General features: G+C 42.0%; 22 protein-coding genes and 1 pseudogene. 1 reads left to right on the top strand and 22 read right to left on the bottom strand.

The features are described 5' to 3' along the window. Positions 1-37 precede the first annotated feature (37 nt). Positions 38-682 (top strand): glycerol-3-phosphate 1-O-acyltransferase PlsY, encoded by a 645-nt coding sequence (gene plsY / locus BMI76_RS07390; protein ID WP_075346942.1) that lies wholly within the window; start codon positions 38-40, stop codon positions 680-682. A gap of 53 nt (positions 683-735) precedes the next feature. On the opposite strand, the gene nt5e is transcribed toward plsY, so the two are convergent. From nt5e to glf, 22 genes and pseudogenes are all read right to left on the bottom strand, one after another. Beyond that, complete coding sequence (nt5e, locus tag BMI76_RS07385; RefSeq protein WP_075346941.1) at positions 736-3006, bottom strand: cell surface ecto-5'-nucleotidase Nt5e; 2271 nt, start codon at positions 3004-3006, stop codon at positions 736-738. Positions 3007-3142: 136 nt separating this feature from the next. Next, the gene (locus BMI76_RS07380; protein ID WP_075346940.1) at positions 3143-4411 is read right to left on the bottom strand and encodes a dihydroorotase; all 1269 of its coding nucleotides are present in this window, start codon (positions 4409-4411) and stop codon (positions 3143-3145) included. A gap of 9 nt (positions 4412-4420) precedes the next feature. Further along, positions 4421-5074, bottom strand: a complete 654-nt coding sequence (locus BMI76_RS07375) for a uracil-DNA glycosylase (protein ID WP_075346939.1) — start codon at positions 5072-5074, stop codon at positions 4421-4423. A gap of 21 nt (positions 5075-5095) precedes the next feature. Next, positions 5096-5749, bottom strand: coding sequence for an amino acid ABC transporter permease (locus tag BMI76_RS07370; protein ID WP_075346938.1), 654 nt, complete (start codon positions 5747-5749; stop codon positions 5096-5098). 223 nt (positions 5750-5972) lie between these two features. Further along, positions 5973-6824, bottom strand: a complete 852-nt coding sequence (locus BMI76_RS07365; RefSeq protein ID WP_075346961.1) for a transporter substrate-binding domain-containing protein — start codon at positions 6822-6824, stop codon at positions 5973-5975. A gap of 112 nt (positions 6825-6936) precedes the next feature. Further along, positions 6937-8388 (bottom strand): amidase, encoded by a 1452-nt coding sequence (locus BMI76_RS07360; protein ID WP_075346937.1) that lies wholly within the window; start codon positions 8386-8388, stop codon positions 6937-6939. Between the two features lie 15 nt (positions 8389-8403). Continuing rightward, positions 8404-8904: a YbhB/YbcL family Raf kinase inhibitor-like protein gene (locus BMI76_RS07355; RefSeq protein WP_075346936.1), complete on the bottom strand. Its 501-nt coding sequence runs from the start codon at positions 8902-8904 to the stop codon at positions 8404-8406. Between the two features lie 55 nt (positions 8905-8959). Then, positions 8960-9589 (bottom strand): orotate phosphoribosyltransferase, encoded by a 630-nt coding sequence (gene pyrE / locus BMI76_RS07350; protein WP_075346935.1) that lies wholly within the window; start codon positions 9587-9589, stop codon positions 8960-8962. A gap of 96 nt (positions 9590-9685) precedes the next feature. After that, the gene (gene pyrF, locus BMI76_RS07345) at positions 9686-10378 is read right to left on the bottom strand and encodes an orotidine-5'-phosphate decarboxylase (protein WP_075346934.1); all 693 of its coding nucleotides are present in this window, start codon (positions 10376-10378) and stop codon (positions 9686-9688) included. Positions 10379-10654: 276 nt separating this feature from the next. Further along, a complete protein-coding gene (locus BMI76_RS07340) occupies positions 10655-11596 on the bottom strand; it encodes a dihydroorotate dehydrogenase (RefSeq protein WP_075346933.1) in 942 nt (313 codons plus the stop codon). 9 nt (positions 11597-11605) lie between these two features. Beyond that, entirely contained in the window at positions 11606-12382 is a 777-nt protein-coding gene (locus BMI76_RS07335) for a dihydroorotate dehydrogenase electron transfer subunit (protein ID WP_075346932.1), read from the bottom strand. A gap of 379 nt (positions 12383-12761) precedes the next feature. Further along, on the bottom strand, positions 12762-13205 hold the full coding sequence (locus tag BMI76_RS07330) for a protein-export chaperone SecB (RefSeq protein WP_075346931.1): 444 nt from the start codon (positions 13203-13205) through the stop codon (positions 12762-12764). Next, complete coding sequence (locus tag BMI76_RS07325; RefSeq protein WP_075346930.1) at positions 13205-13492, bottom strand: hypothetical protein; 288 nt, start codon at positions 13490-13492, stop codon at positions 13205-13207. The genes BMI76_RS07330 and BMI76_RS07325 overlap by 1 nt, the downstream gene beginning before the upstream one ends. Before the next feature lie 13 nt (positions 13493-13505). Beyond that, entirely contained in the window at positions 13506-14093 is a 588-nt protein-coding gene (locus BMI76_RS07320; protein WP_075346929.1) for a hypothetical protein, read from the bottom strand. 200 nt (positions 14094-14293) lie between these two features. Continuing rightward, positions 14294-14455: pseudogene (locus BMI76_RS10945) on the bottom strand (ribitol-5-phosphate dehydrogenase); the annotation flags it as partial. A 17-nt stretch (positions 14456-14472) separates the two neighbouring features. After that, a complete protein-coding gene (locus tag BMI76_RS07315; protein WP_075346928.1) occupies positions 14473-15285 on the bottom strand; it encodes a phosphorylcholine transferase LicD in 813 nt (270 codons plus the stop codon). Next, on the bottom strand, positions 15263-15667 hold the full coding sequence (tagD, locus tag BMI76_RS07310; RefSeq protein ID WP_075346927.1) for a glycerol-3-phosphate cytidylyltransferase: 405 nt from the start codon (positions 15665-15667) through the stop codon (positions 15263-15265). Before tagD ends, BMI76_RS07315 begins: the two co-directional genes overlap by 23 nt. A 2-nt stretch (positions 15668-15669) precedes the next feature. Next, positions 15670-16491: a phosphorylcholine transferase LicD gene (locus tag BMI76_RS07305; RefSeq protein WP_075346926.1), complete on the bottom strand. Its 822-nt coding sequence runs from the start codon at positions 16489-16491 to the stop codon at positions 15670-15672. Positions 16492-16505: 14 nt separating this feature from the next. Beyond that, positions 16506-17501: a glycosyltransferase family 2 protein gene (locus BMI76_RS07300; protein WP_075346925.1), complete on the bottom strand. Its 996-nt coding sequence runs from the start codon at positions 17499-17501 to the stop codon at positions 16506-16508. Between the two features lie 58 nt (positions 17502-17559). Continuing rightward, entirely contained in the window at positions 17560-18912 is a 1353-nt protein-coding gene (locus tag BMI76_RS07295) for an O-antigen polymerase (RefSeq protein ID WP_075346924.1), read from the bottom strand. 17 nt (positions 18913-18929) lie between these two features. Next, positions 18930-19724: a DUF4422 domain-containing protein gene (locus tag BMI76_RS07290; RefSeq protein ID WP_075346923.1), complete on the bottom strand. Its 795-nt coding sequence runs from the start codon at positions 19722-19724 to the stop codon at positions 18930-18932. Between the two features lie 9 nt (positions 19725-19733). Continuing rightward, positions 19734-20843, bottom strand: coding sequence for a UDP-galactopyranose mutase (gene glf / locus BMI76_RS07285; RefSeq protein WP_075346922.1), 1110 nt, complete (start codon positions 20841-20843; stop codon positions 19734-19736).

Raw genomic sequence — 20843 nt, 5'->3', positions numbered from 1 at the left:
AAGAGATTTTCCCTAAATGATTTGATATAATATTTCTATGAAAGTCATTATTTTTTTAATTATTGCCTACTTACTGGGCTCGATTCCTACCGGACTGTGGATTGGCAAGTATTTTTATGGAAAAAATCTAAGAGACTACGGCAGCGGCAATATGGGAACAACCAATACTTTTCGTGTTCTTGGTCCCAAGGCGGGTTCTGTAACCTTTATCATTGATATGCTAAAGGGAACTCTGGCTACGGTGCTGCCAATGATTTTTGGGGTCAGCAGTGTAACCCCGCTGCTCTTTGGCTTTTTTGCCATCTTGGGACACACCTTTCCCATCTTTGCCGGATTTAAGGGCGGCAAGGCCGTGGCAACCAGCGCAGGAATTCTGCTCGGCTTAGCACCGCTGTTTCTTCTTTACCTCTTAATTATTTTTACCGTTGTTCTCTATTTATCCAGCATGATTTCTCTGGCCAGTGTCACAGCAGCAAGCGCGGCTATCATCAGCGCCTTAATTTTCCCAGCCTTTCATTTTCTCATACCGTTTTATGACTGGCTCTTCACCGGAATTATTATTCTGATTGCAGGAATTATCATTGTCCGTCACAAGGATAACATGATCCGAATCAAAGAAAAAAATGAAAATTTAGTCCCCTGGGGCTTAAATCTGACCCATCAAAAAAAGAAGGCTGAGTGACCTTCTTTTTTTATTCTGCCAAATACGCTAGACTGCAGACTACCGTATGCTTCCTATTTACCATAAGTCCTGCGGCTAATGCTGTACAGGCCATATCCCATTAAGGAAATACCTGCTAAAAGAGCAAAGACTGATTCTTGACCGTCAGTCTGCGGCAGACGCTTGCTGAGCCGATAAGAACCATTCTGATAAGAATAGGCAGGATGAGAAACAGCTGCTTTTTGGTTTCTTTCGTACCGGACAGCCAGTTTTACGGGCTTATTAGTGCGTAAAAGAGCGGCCGGAACAGCAGGAGTTTCTTTTTCCGGCAAATTAGAATGAGACTGCGCAGCTGGCTGATTTGGATAACTCTTTGAATTTTGAGGAGAAGTTCCTGCAAGTATTTCATCTAAATCTGTAAAACCATCGCCATCGCTGTCTTTTGCTGAAGAGATAGAAATAACACGAGAATTAGGATTGATGACCGCATACTGTGTCAAATCGGTCTTGGCCAAATAATCTGCAAAAACAGTATCCATAGACGGTCCTTCTTCACGGCTGCCGCCCAGCATGGTATAACCGTCGCCTCCTGCAGCTAGGAAATCGTTGGTTACCAGATAATAAGTGGCAGTCAAATCCAAAGGTTGATAAGTTTTTGATTCTGGGTCTAAGATGTCAATATGAAGGATACGTTGGTCTGGTTCCAGATTAGTATCATAATAGACTTTAGCTCCCGCGACCTGTAAAAAGCCGCCGCTTGGTTCCATCAAAGGCAGACCGTTTTCATCAAGAACCGGCTTCCCTTGATTATCCACTTGTAAAATAGAGCCTAAAGATTTAAGAAACATCTCTTTGATGCTCTGCCCTTTTACAGCAATCTGAGAAACTGTATTGCCAAAAGGCAGAACGGCAATAATATCACCTTTTGTCACCGGCTTATCCTTGGCAATCGTCTCACGCAGACCGCCGCCATTGGTTACGGCTAAATGAGATTTGTGGGAAAAACCTGTCTGTCCATAGTCCAAAAGAGCATCTGCGACAGCATTGCCAAGATTAGTCTCCCAGACACGGACATTTGTCCGTTCACCGTTGAGCTCAACAGGGCTCTTAGGAATGACGACTGTGGCGCTGTCAGCCTGGTAAGCAGCATTAATCTTGTCCACCATGGCCTGCACGGTCGCATCAGACTGAACGGTACTGGTATCCTCAGCACTTAACAGGACGTTGCTCAGCACTTCTTTTGAATTTAATTTAATCAGACCGACATTATTTAAGTAGCTGCCCGTCTGATTGTAGATGACATTGCCATAAACGGCTGTTTTAGCAGTATGGGAGTGCCCGTCCAGAACGATAACCTTTTTTCCAGCCAGCAGAGTATTTTCAGACAGAGCCTGAGCCAGACTGTCTCCGCGCCATTCGGTTTTGGTTGTCGTATCAACTCCCAGATGAGCTAGGATAATATAATTCTGGTAAGACTTTCCTTCTGCTCTGGCCTGAGCCTCTGTTTGAGCAATAACATTGGTGACTTCCGTGATCGGGTCGGTAAAGGTCACGCCGACAACATTGCGAGGGTGAGTCTTTGTGGATGTTTCAGGCGTTGTGACATCGATAACCACATACTCATCTCCGTCAATCTTTTTATTTTTGTCAATAACGGTCGACGCCTCGAAAAGCCGCACACCATTGACATAAATATTGGAGCTGATAATAGGAAAGGTCATCTTCTGACTCAGCGTTTTCAGCTGGTCCAAACCAAAATCGAACTCATGGTTGCCAACCGTCATGGCAGCATAACCGGCAGCATTCATGAGGGCAACCGCGTCTGCTCCCTGACTGTTATTGGTGATGGGCAGTCCTTGAGTCGCATCCCCCGAATCCAGCAGCAAAGTGGTGCCCTGCTGCCGATAATCATTGGCAAGACCTGCTAATTTGGGCATGCCGATAACACCGCTGCCGCTGTCCTCCAGAAAACGTCCATGAATATCATTGGTATGCAAAATCGTTACCGACGCATCATTCTTAGAATCAGAAGCCGGAGCTGCAAGCGTTGTTGGCTCTGAAGAAGCTGTAAGCTCTTCTGCTGGCTGAACCGCTTCTTCTGAAGCGCTTGACGCTGAGGCTTGCGGCTGGCTGGCAGTATCCGGCTCTGCCGCTTCAGACACGGCTGTTGTAACAGCAGTTGACTGGACGCTCTCATCTGCCATCTGTTCTGTCTGGGCACTGACGGCCGGAACCTGTTCGCTGCCGGTGTTGGCCGCCGCAGACGTCTCATCTGCATAAGCATGCATGGACAAAAGAGCTGTTGATAAGAACAAAGTTGGTAGAATTAAAGCTTTTCTTTTCATACAATCCCTCCGGTTAAGTTATAACATAGTGTTTCCTTTTCTAAATGTTTAGAAAGGTCTGAAAATGTATCTATGGCTTGCTTCTCAATTCTGTACAGTCAAAAGGGGGCGGACTTTACAGTCCTGACCCCGTTTTTCAGGCTTGATAAACAATTTGGCCGCCGCAGATTGTATATTTGACTTGTCCTTTTACCTTTTCTCCGATAAAAGGTGAGTTGGCCGCTTTAGACGCGAAGTTTTCGGAAATCAAGCGATCTTCCTTATCAGCAAAGATGACAAGATCTGCGGGACCGCCTTCGGCCAGATAACCGGCATCAAAACCATAGAGCTGTGCCGGATTGATGGTCATTTTAGCTAGGAAATCCATTAAACTGAGATGGCCTGCTTCAACTAAATAAGTCAGACCAAGCGACAGCGATGTTTCCAAGCCTGTCATTCCTGACGGTGCTTTGGTAATATCGGCTGCATTTTTTTCATCCGCATGATGGGGAGCATGATCCGTTGCAATCACAGAGATAACCCCTGACTTGAGTCCTTCAATAACCGCAAGACGGTCTGACTCCAGACGAAGCGGCGGATTCATCTTAGCATTGGCACCTTTTTCCAGCAGCAGGTTTTCTGTTTTGGAGAAATGCTGCGGTGCTGCTTCTGCTGTCACCTGAGCGCCTAGTTTTTGGGCAAATTCAACCACTTTGACAGACTCCGCTTTAGATAAATGCTGAATGTGGATATGCGCCTGTCTGTCATAAGCAATCATGACATCACGCGCAATCATGCTGTATTCAGCCACCCCAGTTGCACCGCAAAAATGGAATTTGTTGCGGGCAATGTTTTCGTTAAAGCCCAAAATACCGTTTAATTCAGGATCTTCTTCGTGCAGACTGATAAAGGCATCATTTTTCTTAGCCAAGTCCAAGGCTTCCTTGACGGTCTTAGAACTTGTCAAAGGAATCCCGTCATCTGAAAAACCGACGGCTCCCGCTTTGCGAAGCGCCTCGAAATCGGTCAGCTGCTGACCGTCAAAATTTTTGGTGATGGTTGCCACAGACTTGATATTAATCTTTTCCTTGGCCGCACTTTCTAACACTTCTGTCAGTGTCTCCACATCAGAAATGGTCGGTGTGGTATTGGCCATCATGACAGCTGTCGTCACTCCGCCGGCAGCTGCTGCCAAAGCTCCCGTATGAATATCTTCCTTGTGCGTCTGACCGGGTTCCCGAAAATGAACATGGATATCAACCAGACCGGGAGCTACAACGAGGCCCTTGGCATCAATAACCTGAGCGCCTGCAGGGTCAATATTTTCTGCAATTTTGACGACTTTTTTACCATCAAGCAGGACATCCGCTAACTGATCAAGACCAGATTTAGGATCAAGAACACGGCCGTTTTTAATTAATAACATAATATCTCCTTACCTAAGCCAGTCAATAGGCTCCAGACCTTGACTGACTAAAAAATCATTTGTCTGCGAAAAAGGTTTGCTGCCAAAAAATCCTCGGTGGGCAGACAGGGGGCTGGGATGCGGCGACTCAATAATATGATGAATGGGATTCGTAATCAGCGACTTCTTCTTACGGGCAAAGCCGCCCCACAGGATAAAGACAACGGGTGTCTCCTTTTGATTAGCAACCTTAATGACAGCATCTGTGAAAGGCTCCCAGATACCGTTGGCATGGGCATTGGCCTGGTGCTCAGGAACCGTCAGGCTGGCATTTAGCAAAAGCACCCCTTGCTTGGCCCAGGAGGTCAAATCATGACTTTGCTTTTGTCCGATATCATCTGCCAGTTCTTTTAAAATATTTTGGAGAGATGGCGGAGCAGGCACCTGATCAGGTACAGAAAACGACAGTCCCTGCGCCTGATTGGGACCATGATAAGGATCCTGACCAATAATGACAGCCTTGACCTTATCCAAAGGCGTGGTCTGAATGGCATTAAAGACCTTGCTTCTCGGCGGATAAATAGTCCCCCGGGCATAAACCTCATCCATGAAATGATTAATCTGAGCAAAGTAGCCTTCCGGCAGCTCCTTCTTAATTAAATCATGCCAAGCTGAATGTTCCATACATTTCTCCTTACTAAGTTATTAGTAAACGCTGAGTTTTGCTTCTAAATGATTTTGAAACCTTTCAAATAAAAAGCAAAGCAGCCAATAAATAAAAGCAATCAAAACATACATAGACATATAGTCATATTCGCGTCCGCCAATAATTTTTGCATTTTGGAAAATATCCGGTACTGTAATCATAGCCGCTAAGGAAGAACTTTTAAGCATATCCATCATCACATTTCCCAAAGGCGGAATAGCAATCCGAAAAGCCTGCGGTAAAATAATGCTTCTTAAAATAGATTTGGCAGGCAGCCCCAAAGCTCTGGCCGCTTCCCACTGTCCCTTATCCACTGCGGATATGGAAGAGCGAAATATCTCGGCAATGTAAGCAGCACTGACTGTGCTAAAACCAATATAAGCACAAAGCAGAGCCGGCAGCTGCACTTCAAAATAAGGCAGGCCAAAATAAAGGACAAACAAAACAACCAGCATGGGGACACCGCGCATTATCGAAATATAGGTCCGTGCAAAGGATCTGAGCCAGGAATTCTCAGACATCCTCAAAAAAGAAATCAAAATCCCCAAAAGACAGCCCGTCAGAAAACTAAGGACGGCAATACCTAAGGTATAGGGAATCCCTGACAAAACAAAGGATAAACTGCTGAAAATCAGCTGAAAATCTATGAACATAAATCTCTTATTAATCTTTCTAAAGCCGTGATGGCTAAAAATCACGCACTTATCAAACTTATTGTAACAAATTTTTAAATGGCATTCCAGTTAAGAAAAGAAGACAAAAATAAGAGGCCGGGCAAAACTCGCCCAGTCCTCATGCTTTAGAATAAACTCTTAAGGCAGAGGTGGGGAGACAAACCAAAATTTAAAATTTGGGGATTCTTCCCACTCTCCTCCCTTAATCAATATCCGAAATATCAATTTCCTTGTAGTTGTTTTGGCGTTTTTTCGTCACATCTTCGCCCTGGAAGAATTTTTTAGATAATTTTGAAAGCGTACCATCCTTGCGCATGTCTTTCATGACCTTATTGATTTTCTTTTGTAAGAGCTTATTTTTCAGAGACAGTGTAAAGCGCGTACTGTAAGGATTGGCATAAAGCCCCTCATTAATTTTGACATCATATTGATCCTTAATGGCTGCAACGGCCATTTTTTGCAGGTAGTAATCATTGATAATGACATCTGTCCGGCCATCAACCAAATCTTTCATGTAGACATCATTAGTCACGTTGTCATAGACGACTAATTCTGCTCCCAGTTTTTTGGCAATCTTCATATAGTTTGTGCTGGCAGCTCCAGCAGCTTTTTTCCCTTTAATGTCTGACCAAGAATGAATATCTGAATCATCCTTAGAGCGAACCACCATTGAAGTAAAGGAATATTTATAAGGGGAAGTCCTCAAAAACTTACTGATATTTTTGTTGCCGTCCTCTAAAGAGAAGTTGACAAGATCCACTTGACCGCTCTTGACAGCCGTCAGCATACCGTCGACACCCATTTCAGTAAACTGAAGTTTTAATCCCAACCGTTTGCCGATTTCTTTCAAAATCTCAACATCATAGCCCGTCAATTTATTCTGGTCATCGTGATAAGACTGCGGATACAGCGTTCCCGAAGTAGCAACCTTAAGAGTACCTCTCTTATCAATCTTATCCCAGCTCTTTTGTCCGGAGTCCGAGGACTGGGAACAAGCAGCTAAAAATACAGCCGCCATTAAGAGGCTTAAAGCCACGAAAAGTTTCTTTTTCATCATGTATTTTCTCCTTGTATAGAACAATATTTTATAAGCTTGAAAAGGCTTACTTTGTGAAAATACACTTTTCTCAGAAAAATTTCAAGCATTTTGTCTGCAATCTTTCATTTTAGACAAAAAGCTGCTGCTCCTCAAAAGACTGCGCCAGAGCTAAAAGTAAATCTTCTCTTCCTTTGGCAGCTGTCAGCTGAACACCTAGTGACAGCCCTTGAGCATCGCGATAAAGCGGGAGAGAAATGGCGGGCTGCCCAGTCAGATTGGCCTGCTGTGTAAAAGGCGTCCAAGCTAAACTGTCAGCAAACATCTTCCAAATGAGCCCCTGCTGCCGGGCTTGATCAAAATCAGCCAGATGCTTTAGATCATTTTCCAAGGCAGCTGATAAGAGAAATTGCCCATGTTTAGGTGCAGGCTCAGCTGTCGTCGGTGTCAGAATCAGATCGTATTTTTCATGAAATAGCGCCATGCGATAACTGTACTGATCCCATTGGCTGATTACCTTAGAATAATCCTTAGCAGGAATTCTTTGACCTGCCTGATAGAGCGCCCAAGACATGACCTCCATATCATCCGGCGTCAGACTGCGTCCCAGAGCAGCAGACAGACTGTCAAGCATAGCAGCTGTTTCGACACTGTTCATCATATAGTAGGACTGCATAGCCTCTATACCATCTAAGGGCTGCGCTGCTTCTTCTACCCTATGGCCTGCATCTTCCAAGTGTTTAGCCGCTTTTTGGACAGCAGAAAGAGCCGAGCCGGAAACTTGGCTGCCGATAGGCGAATCAAGCAGCAGGGCTATTCTCAGTTTTTTCGTTAAAGGCTGCTCCAGAGATGCTTTCGGTAAAGTCGGCAGAACAAAGGGACTCTCCATCTGACAGGTCTGCAGATAATACAGCAGACGCTTGGTATCCCGTACTGTCTTGGTTAAGGCAAACTGAACAGAGGCTCCCTGCCAGCCTCTAAAAGAACCGGGTCCGACTGGAATGCGCCCCCGTGTAGGCTTTAACCCAATAAGCCCATTAAAGGAAGCAGGAATACGAATCGAGCCGCCGCCATCGCTGGCAGCAGCCAGAGGCAAAACACCTGAACTAACCAAAGCAGCGGCACCGCCGCTGGATCCACCCGCATTTCGGCTGACGTCATCGGGTAAGTTAACACTGCCATGCAGACTGGAATCACTAATATTCTTAAAACCAAACTCCGGCGTATTAGTGCGGCCTAAAATAATGAACCCCAGTGCTTCCAAGCCTTTGACATAGTTGTCAGAATGACTGGCACGATAATTCGCCAACAAACGAGAACCCGATGTTGACAGCTCGCCAGCCTGCTCCTGACCTAAATCCTTAAGAAAGAGCGGAACACCTGCAAAGGGCTTCTCTGTAAAATCTCGATTTTGCGCCTCTTGCAAGGCCTGTTCAAAACGCGTATCTACAATGGCATTAATCTTAGGATTGACAGCCTGACTTTTGTCAATAGCTTCTTCTACCAATTCTTTAGGAGAAACATCTCCGTGCAAAACAGCCTGGGCCATTGCGGTTGCATCCAGCCAATCATTAGCTACCATGCTGATCTCCTTGTTCTAAACTCTGCCAACCAAATCAATTTGGGCTTTGGCAATCACATGCCCTTCAGCCGCATGCAGCAGCTCGTTAAGATAGAAACCTTCATTGAGAGGCAGCTCATCATCAAGAGCATAAACAGTGAGGGTATAGACATGATCCTTATCGGGCGGGTAAGGCCCCAGATAGCCATCGTACATATCAGAGTAGTCAGTTGCCAGAAACTTGCTGACAAGACTGTTTTTCCCTTTTAAATGCCTTTGATCCTGTCTTGCAAAATCCTCTGAAACAACCCTGGTATCTGCCGGCACATTGGCAACCGTCCAGTGGATATAGGCAAAACCGCAGACAGGAATCGAATCATAGTCTACAAACGTCCAGGCTAAGGTTTCAGCGGTTTCTGGGACATCTGCAATTTCAAAAGGGAAAGATTTGACAGCATAGCCCTTATTGGTTTCACTGGCTTTTTTGGCATAGGCATCAGGGATAATGTGATTTTCAAACGGAACTGTAATTTTCATAGGCTACCTCCCTATTCATTAGCTTTCTGCTGATTTGTATTAAAAGTGTCAGACCTCAGTCCTGCCAAGTTTCCTGATTTTCTTTGAATTTCTTTAAGAGCTGCAGACCGTCTGCATCAATGTAACCCTGAACCTTAGCTACCTTAATCAGCTCAGAATAATTTGACAGAGTTACCAATTTGATACCGGCTTTTTCAAAATTTTCGGCGGCTTTTGGCAGTTCATAGGTAAAAATAGCGACAACACCGAGCACATCAGCACCTTCTCTTTTCGCTGCCGCAGCTGCATCGAGGACCGATCCGCCTGTTGAAATTAAATCCTCAACAATAACCATCTTTTGTCCCTTAATGACCCGGCCTTCGATCTGATTGCCAGCGCCATGGTCTTTTGGTTTGCTGCGGATATAAGCAAAGGGCAGATTCATCTTGTCCGCAATAATCGCTCCGTGGGGAATACCGGCAGTCGCTGTTCCTGCAATGACCTCTGCCTCAGGAAATTCCTCTTTGATGGTTTCAACAAAACCATTCTCAATCAAGGCACGTGTCTCAGGGTAAGACAAGGTGATGCGGTTATCTGTATAAATCGGCGATTTAATACCAGATGCCCAAGTAAAAGGATCCTCAGGTTTGAGGTAAACTGCCTTGATATCCAATAAATCGCGGGCAATGTCTTTTGCTAATGTCATAAAATTCCTCTTTCTTTTTTTGAAATTCAGCACACACTGCTGTTTAAAAATAGGTTAGTTAAGCTAGTTCTTTCAAGACTTATGAACAGCACTTTATCAGCCAGTCCATTCTGCCTTAATGGCCCGATAAGCTTCAACAGGGTCTTGGGCCTGCGTAACCGGACGGCCAACAACGATATAGTCTGACCCAATCGCACGCGCGTCATTCGGTGTCATAACACGCTTCTGGTCGCCAATAGCGGAGCCGGCTGGACGAATTCCCGGCGTCAGGCAGATGAAATCTTTTGCCGTTGCCGCCTTAATCGTCTGAACTTCATGCGCCGAGCAGACGACACCGTCAAGACCAGCTTCTGCCGTTTTTCGCGCATAATGCGCCACGGATTCTGCTAAGCTCGTCTGAATATTTTGATCGCTGTGCATTTGTTCCTCAGATGTCGATGTTAATTGGGTGACCGCAATCAGTTTCGGACCCTGTCCCAGACCTTCACGCGCAGCTGCCATCATTTCAACACCGCCAGCCGCATGGACATTGGTCATATCGACGCCTAAATTTGCCAGCACAGCCATAGCCGACCGGACAGTATTCGGAATATCGTGCAGTTTTAAATCCAGAAAAACCGAGTGGCCAAGGTCCTTGACATAGCGGACAATCTCAGGACCTGCTGCATAGTAAAGTTCCATACCAATCTTGACATAGAGTTTTTCCTCAGCGGGAAAAAGAGCCAGAAATGATTTCACCTGCTCAAATGATGGAAAATCCAAAGCAATAATGGGGCGTTCTTCGCGCATTTTTTCTCCTTTTACTTAGCATAACATTGCAGTGATTAAACGAAGGCTTCAAACAGTCTTCTCTTTAACCCCTGCAATCAAAAATAACCCTGCCCAAAGGAGCAAGGTTACACGAAAACAGAGGTCGACCCCCTTTATAAGGAGAATGACTCCTTTATTCGCCTGCAACCTTTCTCGCCTCTCTGGACTCAATTAAAGGTTATTTAATTTTGTTTTATTATAGCCTTTTTCAGCCGCAAAGTCAAAAACCGATCAAACTCTCAGATATATCAGAAGCTAATCTGCCCGCAGGCTGTCTCGCACCTCACGGCGAAGGCTTTCCAAATCTGAAATCCCGTACTTATCCATGACTTTGGGCAGATTGTCAATAATCGTTGGACAGGCAAAGGGATCGGTAAAATTAGCTGTTCCCACAGCAACAGCTGAAGCACCGGCTATCATCATTTCCAGCGCAGCCTTGGCCGAATCCACTCCGCCCATGCCAATGATGGGAAGACCAGAGAACTGAGCGACTTGACGAATCAACTTAAGAGCCACAGGAAAGACAGCCGGACCGCTCATACCGCCAGTTCCGTTGGCAATAATCGGTTTTCTGGTTTTCAAATCAAAACGCATGCCCACCAAAGTATTAATCATGGTAAAGCCGGCTGCCCCAGCTTCTTCTGCAGCCTTGGCAACCTGAGTAATATCCGCCACGCTCGGTGTCAATTTGACATAAACCGGCACTTGCGAAACCTCAACCGCAGCCTTGACCGCAGCGTAGGCCAATTCTGGCACCTGCCCAATCAGCAAACCATGATTGCCGTGGTCAACATTGGGGCAGGAAATATTGAGTTCAATAGCAGCTACATTTGGCGCCTGCGAGATTTTCTCAGACACATGGGCATACTCAGCATTTGAAAAACCGGCAACGTTGGCAATAATAGGCAGTTCCGGATAATGTTCAGCCAGCCAAGGCAGTTTTTCAGCCATGACAGCATCCACACCTGGATTTTGCAAACCGATGGCATTGAGCATGCCTGACGGTGTCTCCGCCACACGCGGTGTCGGATTGCCAAAGCGCGGGTGCTGAGTTGTCGCTTTAATCATGACAGAGCCGAGCCGATTCAAATCATAATATTTGGCATACTCCTGACCAAAGCCAAAACAGCCGGAGGCCGGAATAATCGGATTTTTCAGCTCTAATCCCGGTAGCTTAACAGCAAGTCTATTTGTCACGGGCTCCTCCTAATCTAAAATAATCTGACCAGTTTTAAAAACCGGACCATCTTCACACACACGCAGATTTCTCGAATCTTCCTGACCTTTAAGGTGGACAACACAGGCGTAACAAGCCCCCATACCGCAGGCCATGCGTGACTCTGTTGATAAATAAGCATGCGGATGATCTTCAAATTTGCTATCTACATATCTGAGCATACCCGGTGCCCCGCAGGCATAAACCGCGTCAGCAACCGTGTCAAAACCATTAATCACCGTGGAAACATATCCGTGAATACCATAAGAACCATCATCTGTTGTTACGATAACATCGCCATAGCGGCGCAGCTTTTCTTCCAAAATGACAGCGTCTTTATTGGCAAAGCCAATCACCGAAGTCACTGCAACACCCTTGTCATGCAGCTGCTTGGCGGTCTCAACCAGAGGGGGAACCCCAATGCCGCCGCCGATCAGCAGAGCGGTTTGCCCGGCTTCAATAACGGATAGGTCAAAACCATTGCCCTGAGGCCCCAGACAGTCAACCGCATCACTGGTCTTCAGCTGCGCGAAAACAGCCGTCCCCTCACCTTCAATCCGGTAAACAATGGTGACCTCTTTTTTTGGCTGATCAATCTCAGATATGGAAATCGGCCGCCGCAAAAGCTTACTGCTGTCCGGCACCCGCAAATGCAAAAACTGACCGGCTCGCATCTCACTGACCATCTCACCGGTTAGTACCATTTCAAAAATATCAGGAGCAAGTTTTCGCTGAGCGACCACTGTCATGTCTTCCTTTAAAATCATAAGCACCTTTCTAACAAAAAACCTCGCCGGCAAGGCAAGGTTACACAAAAATCAGGCAGACCCTATTTCTGCCTCTTCAACGCATTCTCCCTTGACAGCCTCTCTGGACCACATTAAAGGTTATTCAATTTTTCTCATTATAGCTTGAAATCAGACGGATGTCAAATTGTTCTTTCCAAGAGAGCACTATTGCTTCTTCCATCTAACCTCCTTAATTTCATAAAAAAAGCCCCACGTCAGAACGTATCTGTCCATAAGGAAGTGGGGGGATTGTCATCTTAATTGCATTATATCAATTCTATCAAAATTACACAATGATTTATCTATAATAGCTCTATAATTTAGCCAATTATAAAAAGCGTCCTAGTAAAGATAACCTTTATTCACTAATATATTCAATTTTAATAGAGTCATTTTCTTCCAGGATTTTTCTTACGTTAATGACTGGTAGAATAAAATTAGGAAATTCATTGCCCCTAGTAATTAGGTCTGAAACCATAGGTCGTATATAAGACCAAAGTATTGCTAAAGCATTTTCCTTCAGAAACTCTTCAAATTTAATATCATATTCACTTGGGTCATTTTTAAAGTGAAAAATCCCAACAATATCAACAACCACTTCAAAAGCAGAGTTCTCATTATCCAGACTTCCTTGGACTGTTTTTAAATTTACCACACCTTTATTCTCTTTTTTATCTACCAATATGTTAGCTAATAATTCTGGTGTTAAATCAATAGTTTTAGTTTTCTTATGATTAAATTGATCATTTTTCTTATAAGATAATTCTCTTAAAAAATAATTTTCAAATCTCAAAGATGACATTATGCAGCTCCTATCCCATTTTTATAAAAGTCAGAATTTGTTAAACCTTTATAAAAGTACGATGACTTAGAATTGTCTTCAACTTGTTTATCATTAATTAAACCTGATAAACTATTGTTAACTATATTTACCTTACTATTATCATCAAAGAATATTTCCACTTTTTTAACAGCAGTTGAATATTCAAATAAGTCATCACGTTTAATGTTTTCAATTAACTCTTTGAATAAAGGTAATTCCTTTATTGAATATTCTTCAGTGCCTAAAAATTCTGATAATAAGCTCATATGTCATTACCTCCTAGTTTATTATCGTTATGGTATCTGACTTCCTAATACAAATTTCTTTACCGTTTTTACCATCAATTCTAGGAAGCTGTGGCAAATCCGTATAAGTAGTTGATATAACAGCTTGATACTTTGTATCTTGACGATATGTTTCAACTAGTTGGATAAATAATTCTATAATTAATCCAAAATTTTGTTTTTGCTTCAAAGCCCTATTTTTAGCTCCACTATCAGCAATTGAATCTAATTCTTTATCTAAAACGTCTTTAAATTTCTTGGCAAATTCTTCTATAAGTAATCGAATTTTCTTATCATCTAAATCCAGAATTTGAGAATCGTTTAAAGTCAATAAACATTTTAGTAAAGCAGGAGATGTCTGCTTCTTCTGCAAGATTCTATCCTTGTAAGAAGTAACATAGACTAATGCAATTTTTTCTCCTGTGTCATTATTAAATGGTAGAAAGAAATAAATACCGTTTCCTAAATCATTGAGATATCGTTGTTGACTGATACCTGGTTTATATTTAACATACCTAAAACCTTCTTTTTCTATTTTATTCTTGGCATACTTAGTTGTTCCATACCAACCAACTACCTCCATCTTTTCTCCTAACATTGGAAAATACTAAGATAAATAATAAAACATACACACACTTATTAATGGCATTATTTGTATAAAATACTCTGCATCATTACATATATCTAATAATAGATATACTACATGTATTATACACTTAATTTATTGTTTTGTCATATTATTATTAGACATCTAATTATTCGTTTTTAAATGGCATTTTTCTTTTAAACATCCCATTTAAACACTGTTTTAAAGGAAGTCGTCAAGTCGGTGGCAAACACACGGTGAATGTCATTAACAGACTGGACAGAGTTTTCTAGGTAAATAATGTTCTTTAAGCTGCTTTGAATGTGCCTGTTTGACAGCATGGCGATGGCTTTTTCGAAAATACGGCAGATATTTATTAGTCCTCTACCAAATAAATATCTGCCGTATGGTTAACTTGTTCGCTTTCCGGCGGCAATTCCATATAATTGCCATATTTTTTTTCTAAATAATAATCCCAGTTTGAAGGAGCTTTAACTGTCAGACCTTCAAAGTCAACATTAACAGTTGTTAAGAAAGCTTCCTTAGGCATCATTTCTTGCGCTTTTCTAGCCATAATATTCTCACCAACAAAATCACTGTCAACAATGGCATAGCGCTGACACACTTTATCTGTATGATTAACCAAACGTTTTACGCCCACTGCATTCAACAAACTTTTAACTACTGGCTTAACTAATTTTTTAATCCTAGACTTACCTTCGCCTGTTCTAGACAGTGCAATGACTAAAAGTTTGTTTAATCTCCCCATTTGATTCAAATAAGACTGCACTTTTTGTTTATCACTAGGCAAGCCATCTAAAGGGAAAATATCAATCCATAGGAAGTTTTCTTCCGTATCATCAATAAATTGCCGATTACAGATAGTTTGTTTATTCAGGATTCGACAATATGGTCTTTTTAAATTATTAAGACGGTTGCTGGCTACTGTAAAAGGGAACTCTTTTTCAAAGATATCATGCAGAGCCAAAAATTTTTCGTAGTCTTCTCTTGGCATCAGCAGATCAATATCATCATCCCAAGGAATAAATCCCTGATGACGGACAGCCCCTAATAGAGTACCGCCGCACAAAACGTAGGTTAATTGATGACGATCGCAAAATTCCACAACAGCTTTCATCATATCCAACTCTAACAGCTGAATCTCCCTAAGCGTTAGTTTTTTTGTCATGGAGATCCTCCTTGATTTGGCTGGTAGAAATATCTGGTGTTCTTTCCAAATAAACTACTTCGCACAAATCTTTTAAATCATCAAAATGCCCAGTCCAGTCATTACCAATGACAAATACATCAATGTCAAAATCTACTACATCTGTACGTTTTTGTTCCCAATTTTCTTCAGGAATTACCTTGTCAACATAACGAATCGCTTCTAACATTTTTTTACGTTCCTCATAAGAAAAATAGGTTTTCTTATTTTTCTCACGTGAGTTAAATTCATCTGTTGATAAGGCAACAATCAGACAGTCTCCTAACTTGCTGGCTCTTCGCAATAATTCGATATGACCGTAATACAGCAAATCAAATGTTCCATAAGTAATTACCTTCTTCATAATCACTGCTCTCCTATTTCTGTTTTCACGTTAATATGCTGTGCCAATTGTTCATGTTCTGGCGGCAATTGCATATAGTCACCATACATATGAGTTAAATAGGCATCAATTTGTTCAGGTGCCCTTACCTGCATACCTTCAAATGCAATGGTCGTGCCTGAACCAAAATAATCCTTCGGTACAAATTCTTTAAAGTAGTAAGCCCCCATACAAGTACCAATCACATCGCACTGCTCAACTGTATGTGACTTTAAAGTGGCATCTAAGCGATTTTTTACCTTGGTGGGATTAAAAAGCTTACCAATTTTAGTTGCTTTACCAAAGGTAATCGCTAAACGTTGTTTCCAATCTCTTTTGGTATCACGCAACTGATCAATATAATGCAGACCAAGTGCCAGTCTGTAGCTGTCCATCTTCAGTTTAAAAAATCTTCGCTTCATAGTCTGATTTGGCAAGCCGTCAATAGGTAAAATGTCCATCCAGACCGGAGCAGATTGGTTCGTTCTGGGGTCAGTAATCTGAACTTGGGTATTGACCAAACGAACAGGATAAAAGTATAGCTCAGGATTATCTTTATAATAGGCTATATCGATTGGCTGAACATTTTGTTTCTTAAAAATGCCAATAAACTTTTCATAATCTTCACGCGGCATAGCTACATCAATGTCATCATCCCAGGGAATAAAACCGCCATGGCGTACAGCGCCAATCAGCGTTCCCCCGATAATAAAGTAACTTAACTGATGAGCTTCACAGATGGCTTGAAATACTTTAAAAATTTCAATTTCTGCCAATTGCAAATGTCGTAATGTCGTATCTGTCATGCATTAGTCCCTTACTAAATCCAATTAGGAAATCCTTTAGGGTATAAAATTTTTAATAAGTAATAAGCTTGGTAGTTTGTCATGCGAACTAATTTTAAAAATTTACCCAGTTTGCCTAAGGCCAAAATTCCTTCATACACTTCAGAAGAAGCTGAGTGAATGGTTTGATCGAAGGTTTTCAGACGCTGTTTGGTTTCTGCAGTGACATCTAAGAGAAATAGGGTTTTAACCCCCTGCAGGTAAGCTGATGTTGCTCGATGCAAAAGATAAGGCGCATTCTCATTCGTTTTCTTATTAGCATAAAACTGAGCCAGCCGTTCACTGATTCCCAGCATCATCTCCACATTTTTAATCCTTGATGCGCGGCTGACACTTTGACCATCACGCCCTACCCGATAGCCATATACTGGCAAATCGATATATTGGATAGTTTTGATGTAAGCAAAAGGAATGGTTGCATACAAAATATCGGTATATAGGGTTCTGCCCGGCAATTCAAAAGAAGCTTGCCGCAAGATATCGGTTCGATAGCACAGACTCCACATACTGATTGTTTGGTAGCTCTTAAGATGAGAAAATAAAGTTGGTTCTTTTGGGTAGGCTGTTAAAGTTTTCTTTTGTACTTCATTTACAGTCGGTCCCCAATTAAAGGGTGTCACCAACACATCTGTTTGACTGTGTTCCAATAATTCAATGAGCTGATCTAAACTATCCGTATCAAACCAATCATCACCATCTAATAATTTAAAGTATTTCCCTGTGGCGTGTTCCATACTGTAATTAACAGTTGTCCCGTAACCGCCATTTTCTTTATGAACAGGAAAAACACTATTGGGATAACGTTTTTGATACTCTTTAGCAATCGTTAAAGTATCGTCCTGACCGCCATCATCAACAACAAAAATTTCCAAACGGTCACAGTATTTGGAAGCTACTAATGAATCCAGTGTTTCTTCAATATAATCTTCAACATTATAAGCCGCAATGGATATGGTTAATAATTTTTGCACTCTGTACTCCTAAATTTTTTCATATTTACCAGTAATATACCGATAGAAATTCGTTTATTTAAAACTGTAATTTGTACTTTCCAATTCCTAAGGATCTCGTGAAAATGAGAGAACTTAATAGATAGGCAATAATAAAGATCTCTAAATTTGTAACGTTTAAAACTGCTTCATAAAAACGGTTAGAAAAGAACAGCATGCACAGGTCATTAAACAGATAGGCATAAATAAACAATCTAAAATCAATTACAGAATGAGGAACCGGATGATTGACGATTTTATCATAAAATTTAGAATAGTACCACGGAATGATTGTAAAAACAGGTACCCAGAAAAATAGACCAAAATCATAAATAAATTGATAAAAAGTTGTGTAGACATTTCCAAGACCGTATTTAACACTGTATCTGACAAATGGAATATCCAGAGTATAAATACTGTCGCTTTTGCCAATTTTGGCAAATACATAATTATATAATGTTGAAAAGGTCTGCTGTCCAAAATATTCCTGCGGTATCGGTAAAGCATAGGTTTGAATAAAAACATCTAAATTATAAAGCGGAGCACCTGTGTAAATAAATAAATAGTGAAACAGATTATAACTGCTTGAACGCCCAAAAATGCCTATGGTCACTAAAGACAAAACAACAGTGACAATACCAACAATCAGCAATCGCTGAAGCAATTGTTTTTTGATACCAATGCTTGAATCTTTTTTAAGATACAAAATATAATAAACACAGACAGCAAATGTTACCATGCGTAAAATCGGCGATCTGCTCCCTGCAAGATAAATAGCAATACACATCAAAAGAAGCGTTATAATCTGTTCAATTTTTATTTTTTTACAAGCTATAAAATTATTAATCGCTACAAATAAAGTGACATAACCAAAAGAAAAGGATATTGTTTTAAAAATATTATAATAGCGCGGCGGTATAATTCCTAATTCGCGATAATAGTCCGAGCGAAATTTAGATATATCATCGAATAATGAAATCTTTTGCGACAGGGAGTAATCTGAGTGATCTAACGCATTTGCCAGCTGGGTCAGGTGCTGATACTTGAGAAAGATGACAACTAAGAGCAGGCCGATGAAAAAGACGGAAACCAGTGTCGGCAGATTGATATAGGTCAGCTCGCTCTTTTTTAATGATATCTTAGCAGCTGTTTGTTTTTTTGAAGAATAATAAAAATTAAACAGCGTAAAGATGGCAAAGGCGACCGTTAAAATAAGAACCGTTTCGATATGAAAGGTCAGCCGCATATAAGTGAGCGCGAGAACACACATGACAGCTTGTGCTAAAAATATTAATGAAAAAATCACAGCCGGATTCATGAAGTCTTTATTTGATATTTTGAAATTGACTGCCAGGGATACTGATGCTATCAGTATTATTAAAAAGAGCATCATCAGCTTCTTCTCCTCTCCTAAAAACTCTTCCCGTATTTCTTTCCTAAAAATTTAGCGGCTAAGAAGGCCTTGCCTTTTTGGAAAAGATTGATTTTTTCCATATACATAAAAGGAACTTCTTTGATGGTAAGTTCTTTTTGCTGGGCCAGCCACACATTGAAAAGGCGTTCGCTGACACGGCCGAACAGGCGCGCATCAAAACTTGAATAGCCTGTCAGATCAAGGCGCTCATAAAGCTTGTCAATCAGAGCAAAGAGCCACTCACAGTAAGCATCGGCCAGCTCTTTTTTCATGATAAACATATTGAACATATAACCGCTGCGCTGCTTCATGACGCTGTCAAAAGCTGGGAGATACTCAGGATACAGCCCTGCCATTATCTCTCTGGTCACATCCAAATGTTTAGCATCATGAGTATGAGCATAGTGGGAATAAAGGGTTTCGATATAGTACTTTCGCTTTTTGGGAACGATGACATCGGCTGTATCAAGAAGCTTTTCGGCATCAGCCTGTGACAGAATAACATCATCAATCTTGATATCTTCTTTGTAGGCTTGTTTCTTTTTGGTGAAATAGCGCCTGTAATGGACTAAACCCAGATAGTCGCAGTCCAGATTTTTCCATGCCCAGTAAAGGCCGGTCAGTTCACAGTAATAGGGATTTAAGCGCGAAATATTGTCGCCGGTATTGTCCCCTGTATAACCCAGATCTTCCTTTCCTTCTCTGCCGACATGCAGGGGAAGGTAGAGAGTTTGATCCTTGGGCATCTTAAATTGCTTGTGTGTTGCCACAATTAATTTAATATCTTTCACGCTAATCCTCTACTTTACTTCTTTTCTGACACATTGAAGGGCTGCTGCAATCACCTGATGCATGTCATAGTAGCGATACTGCCCTAAACGGCCGCCGAAGATAACCTTACTTTCCTTATCAGCCATGGCTTTATAAGCATTATAAAGATGGTTGTTGCGATCATTATTGACAGGATAATAGGGCTCGTCACCTTTTTGCCAAGTCTTGGAATACTCTTTGGTAATAATTGTTTTTTCCTGAGTGCCAAATTCAAAATGCTTGTGCTCAATAATCCGTGTATAAGGTGTTTCACTGTCAGTGTAGTTGACCACTGCATTACCCTGATAATTGTCCGTATCCAGTGTCTCTGTCTCAAAACGAAGGCTGCGGTATTCCAGCTCTCCCAGCTGATAATCAAAGAACTGATCAATCATACCGGTAAAGACAATCTTAGGAAAATCTGCCAGATAGCCTTCCTTATCCGCAAAGAAATCCACACCGACTTCCACATCAATATTATCATGAGCCAGCATTTTCTCAACAATCTGCGTGTAACCGCCGATAGGAATGCCTTGATAGGTATCGTTGAAATAATTATTATCATAGGTCAGGCGGACCGGCAGCCGGCGGATGATGAAGGCCGGCAGATCACGGCAGGCCTTGCCCCACTGCTTTTGGGTATAATCCTTTATCAGTTTCTCGTAAATATCCGTTCCAACAAGAGAAATGGCCTGCTCTTCCAGATTTTCCGGTTTCTTACCGCCTAAAACGGCGCGCTGCTCATCAATCTTAGCCTTGGCTTCCTGCGGTGTCACCACGCCCCACAGCTTATTAAAGGTATTCATGTTGAAGGGAAGATTGTAAATCTCTCCCTTGTAATTGGCAATGGGTGAGTTGGTGTAGCGGTTGAATTCTGCAAACTGATTGATGTAATCCCAAATTTCCTTATCGGATGTGTGGAAAATATGGGCACCGTATTCATGAACCTGAATGCCGTTCACTTCCTTGGTATAAATGTTGCCGGCAATGTGGCTGCGCTTTTCAATAACCTTGACTTTTTTGCCCTTAAGGGCTGCCTCATGAGCAAAAACGGCACCGAATAAACCTGCTCCTACTACTAAGTAATCGTAATGTGACAT

It is taken from the genome of Streptococcus sp. 'caviae', from assembly GCF_001937065.1.
In the GTDB taxonomy this organism is placed as follows: Bacteria; Bacillota; Bacilli; order Lactobacillales; family Streptococcaceae; genus Streptococcus.
Note: the sequence above shows the minus strand (reverse complement) of the source record. Positions and strands in the feature narration are given on the sequence as shown.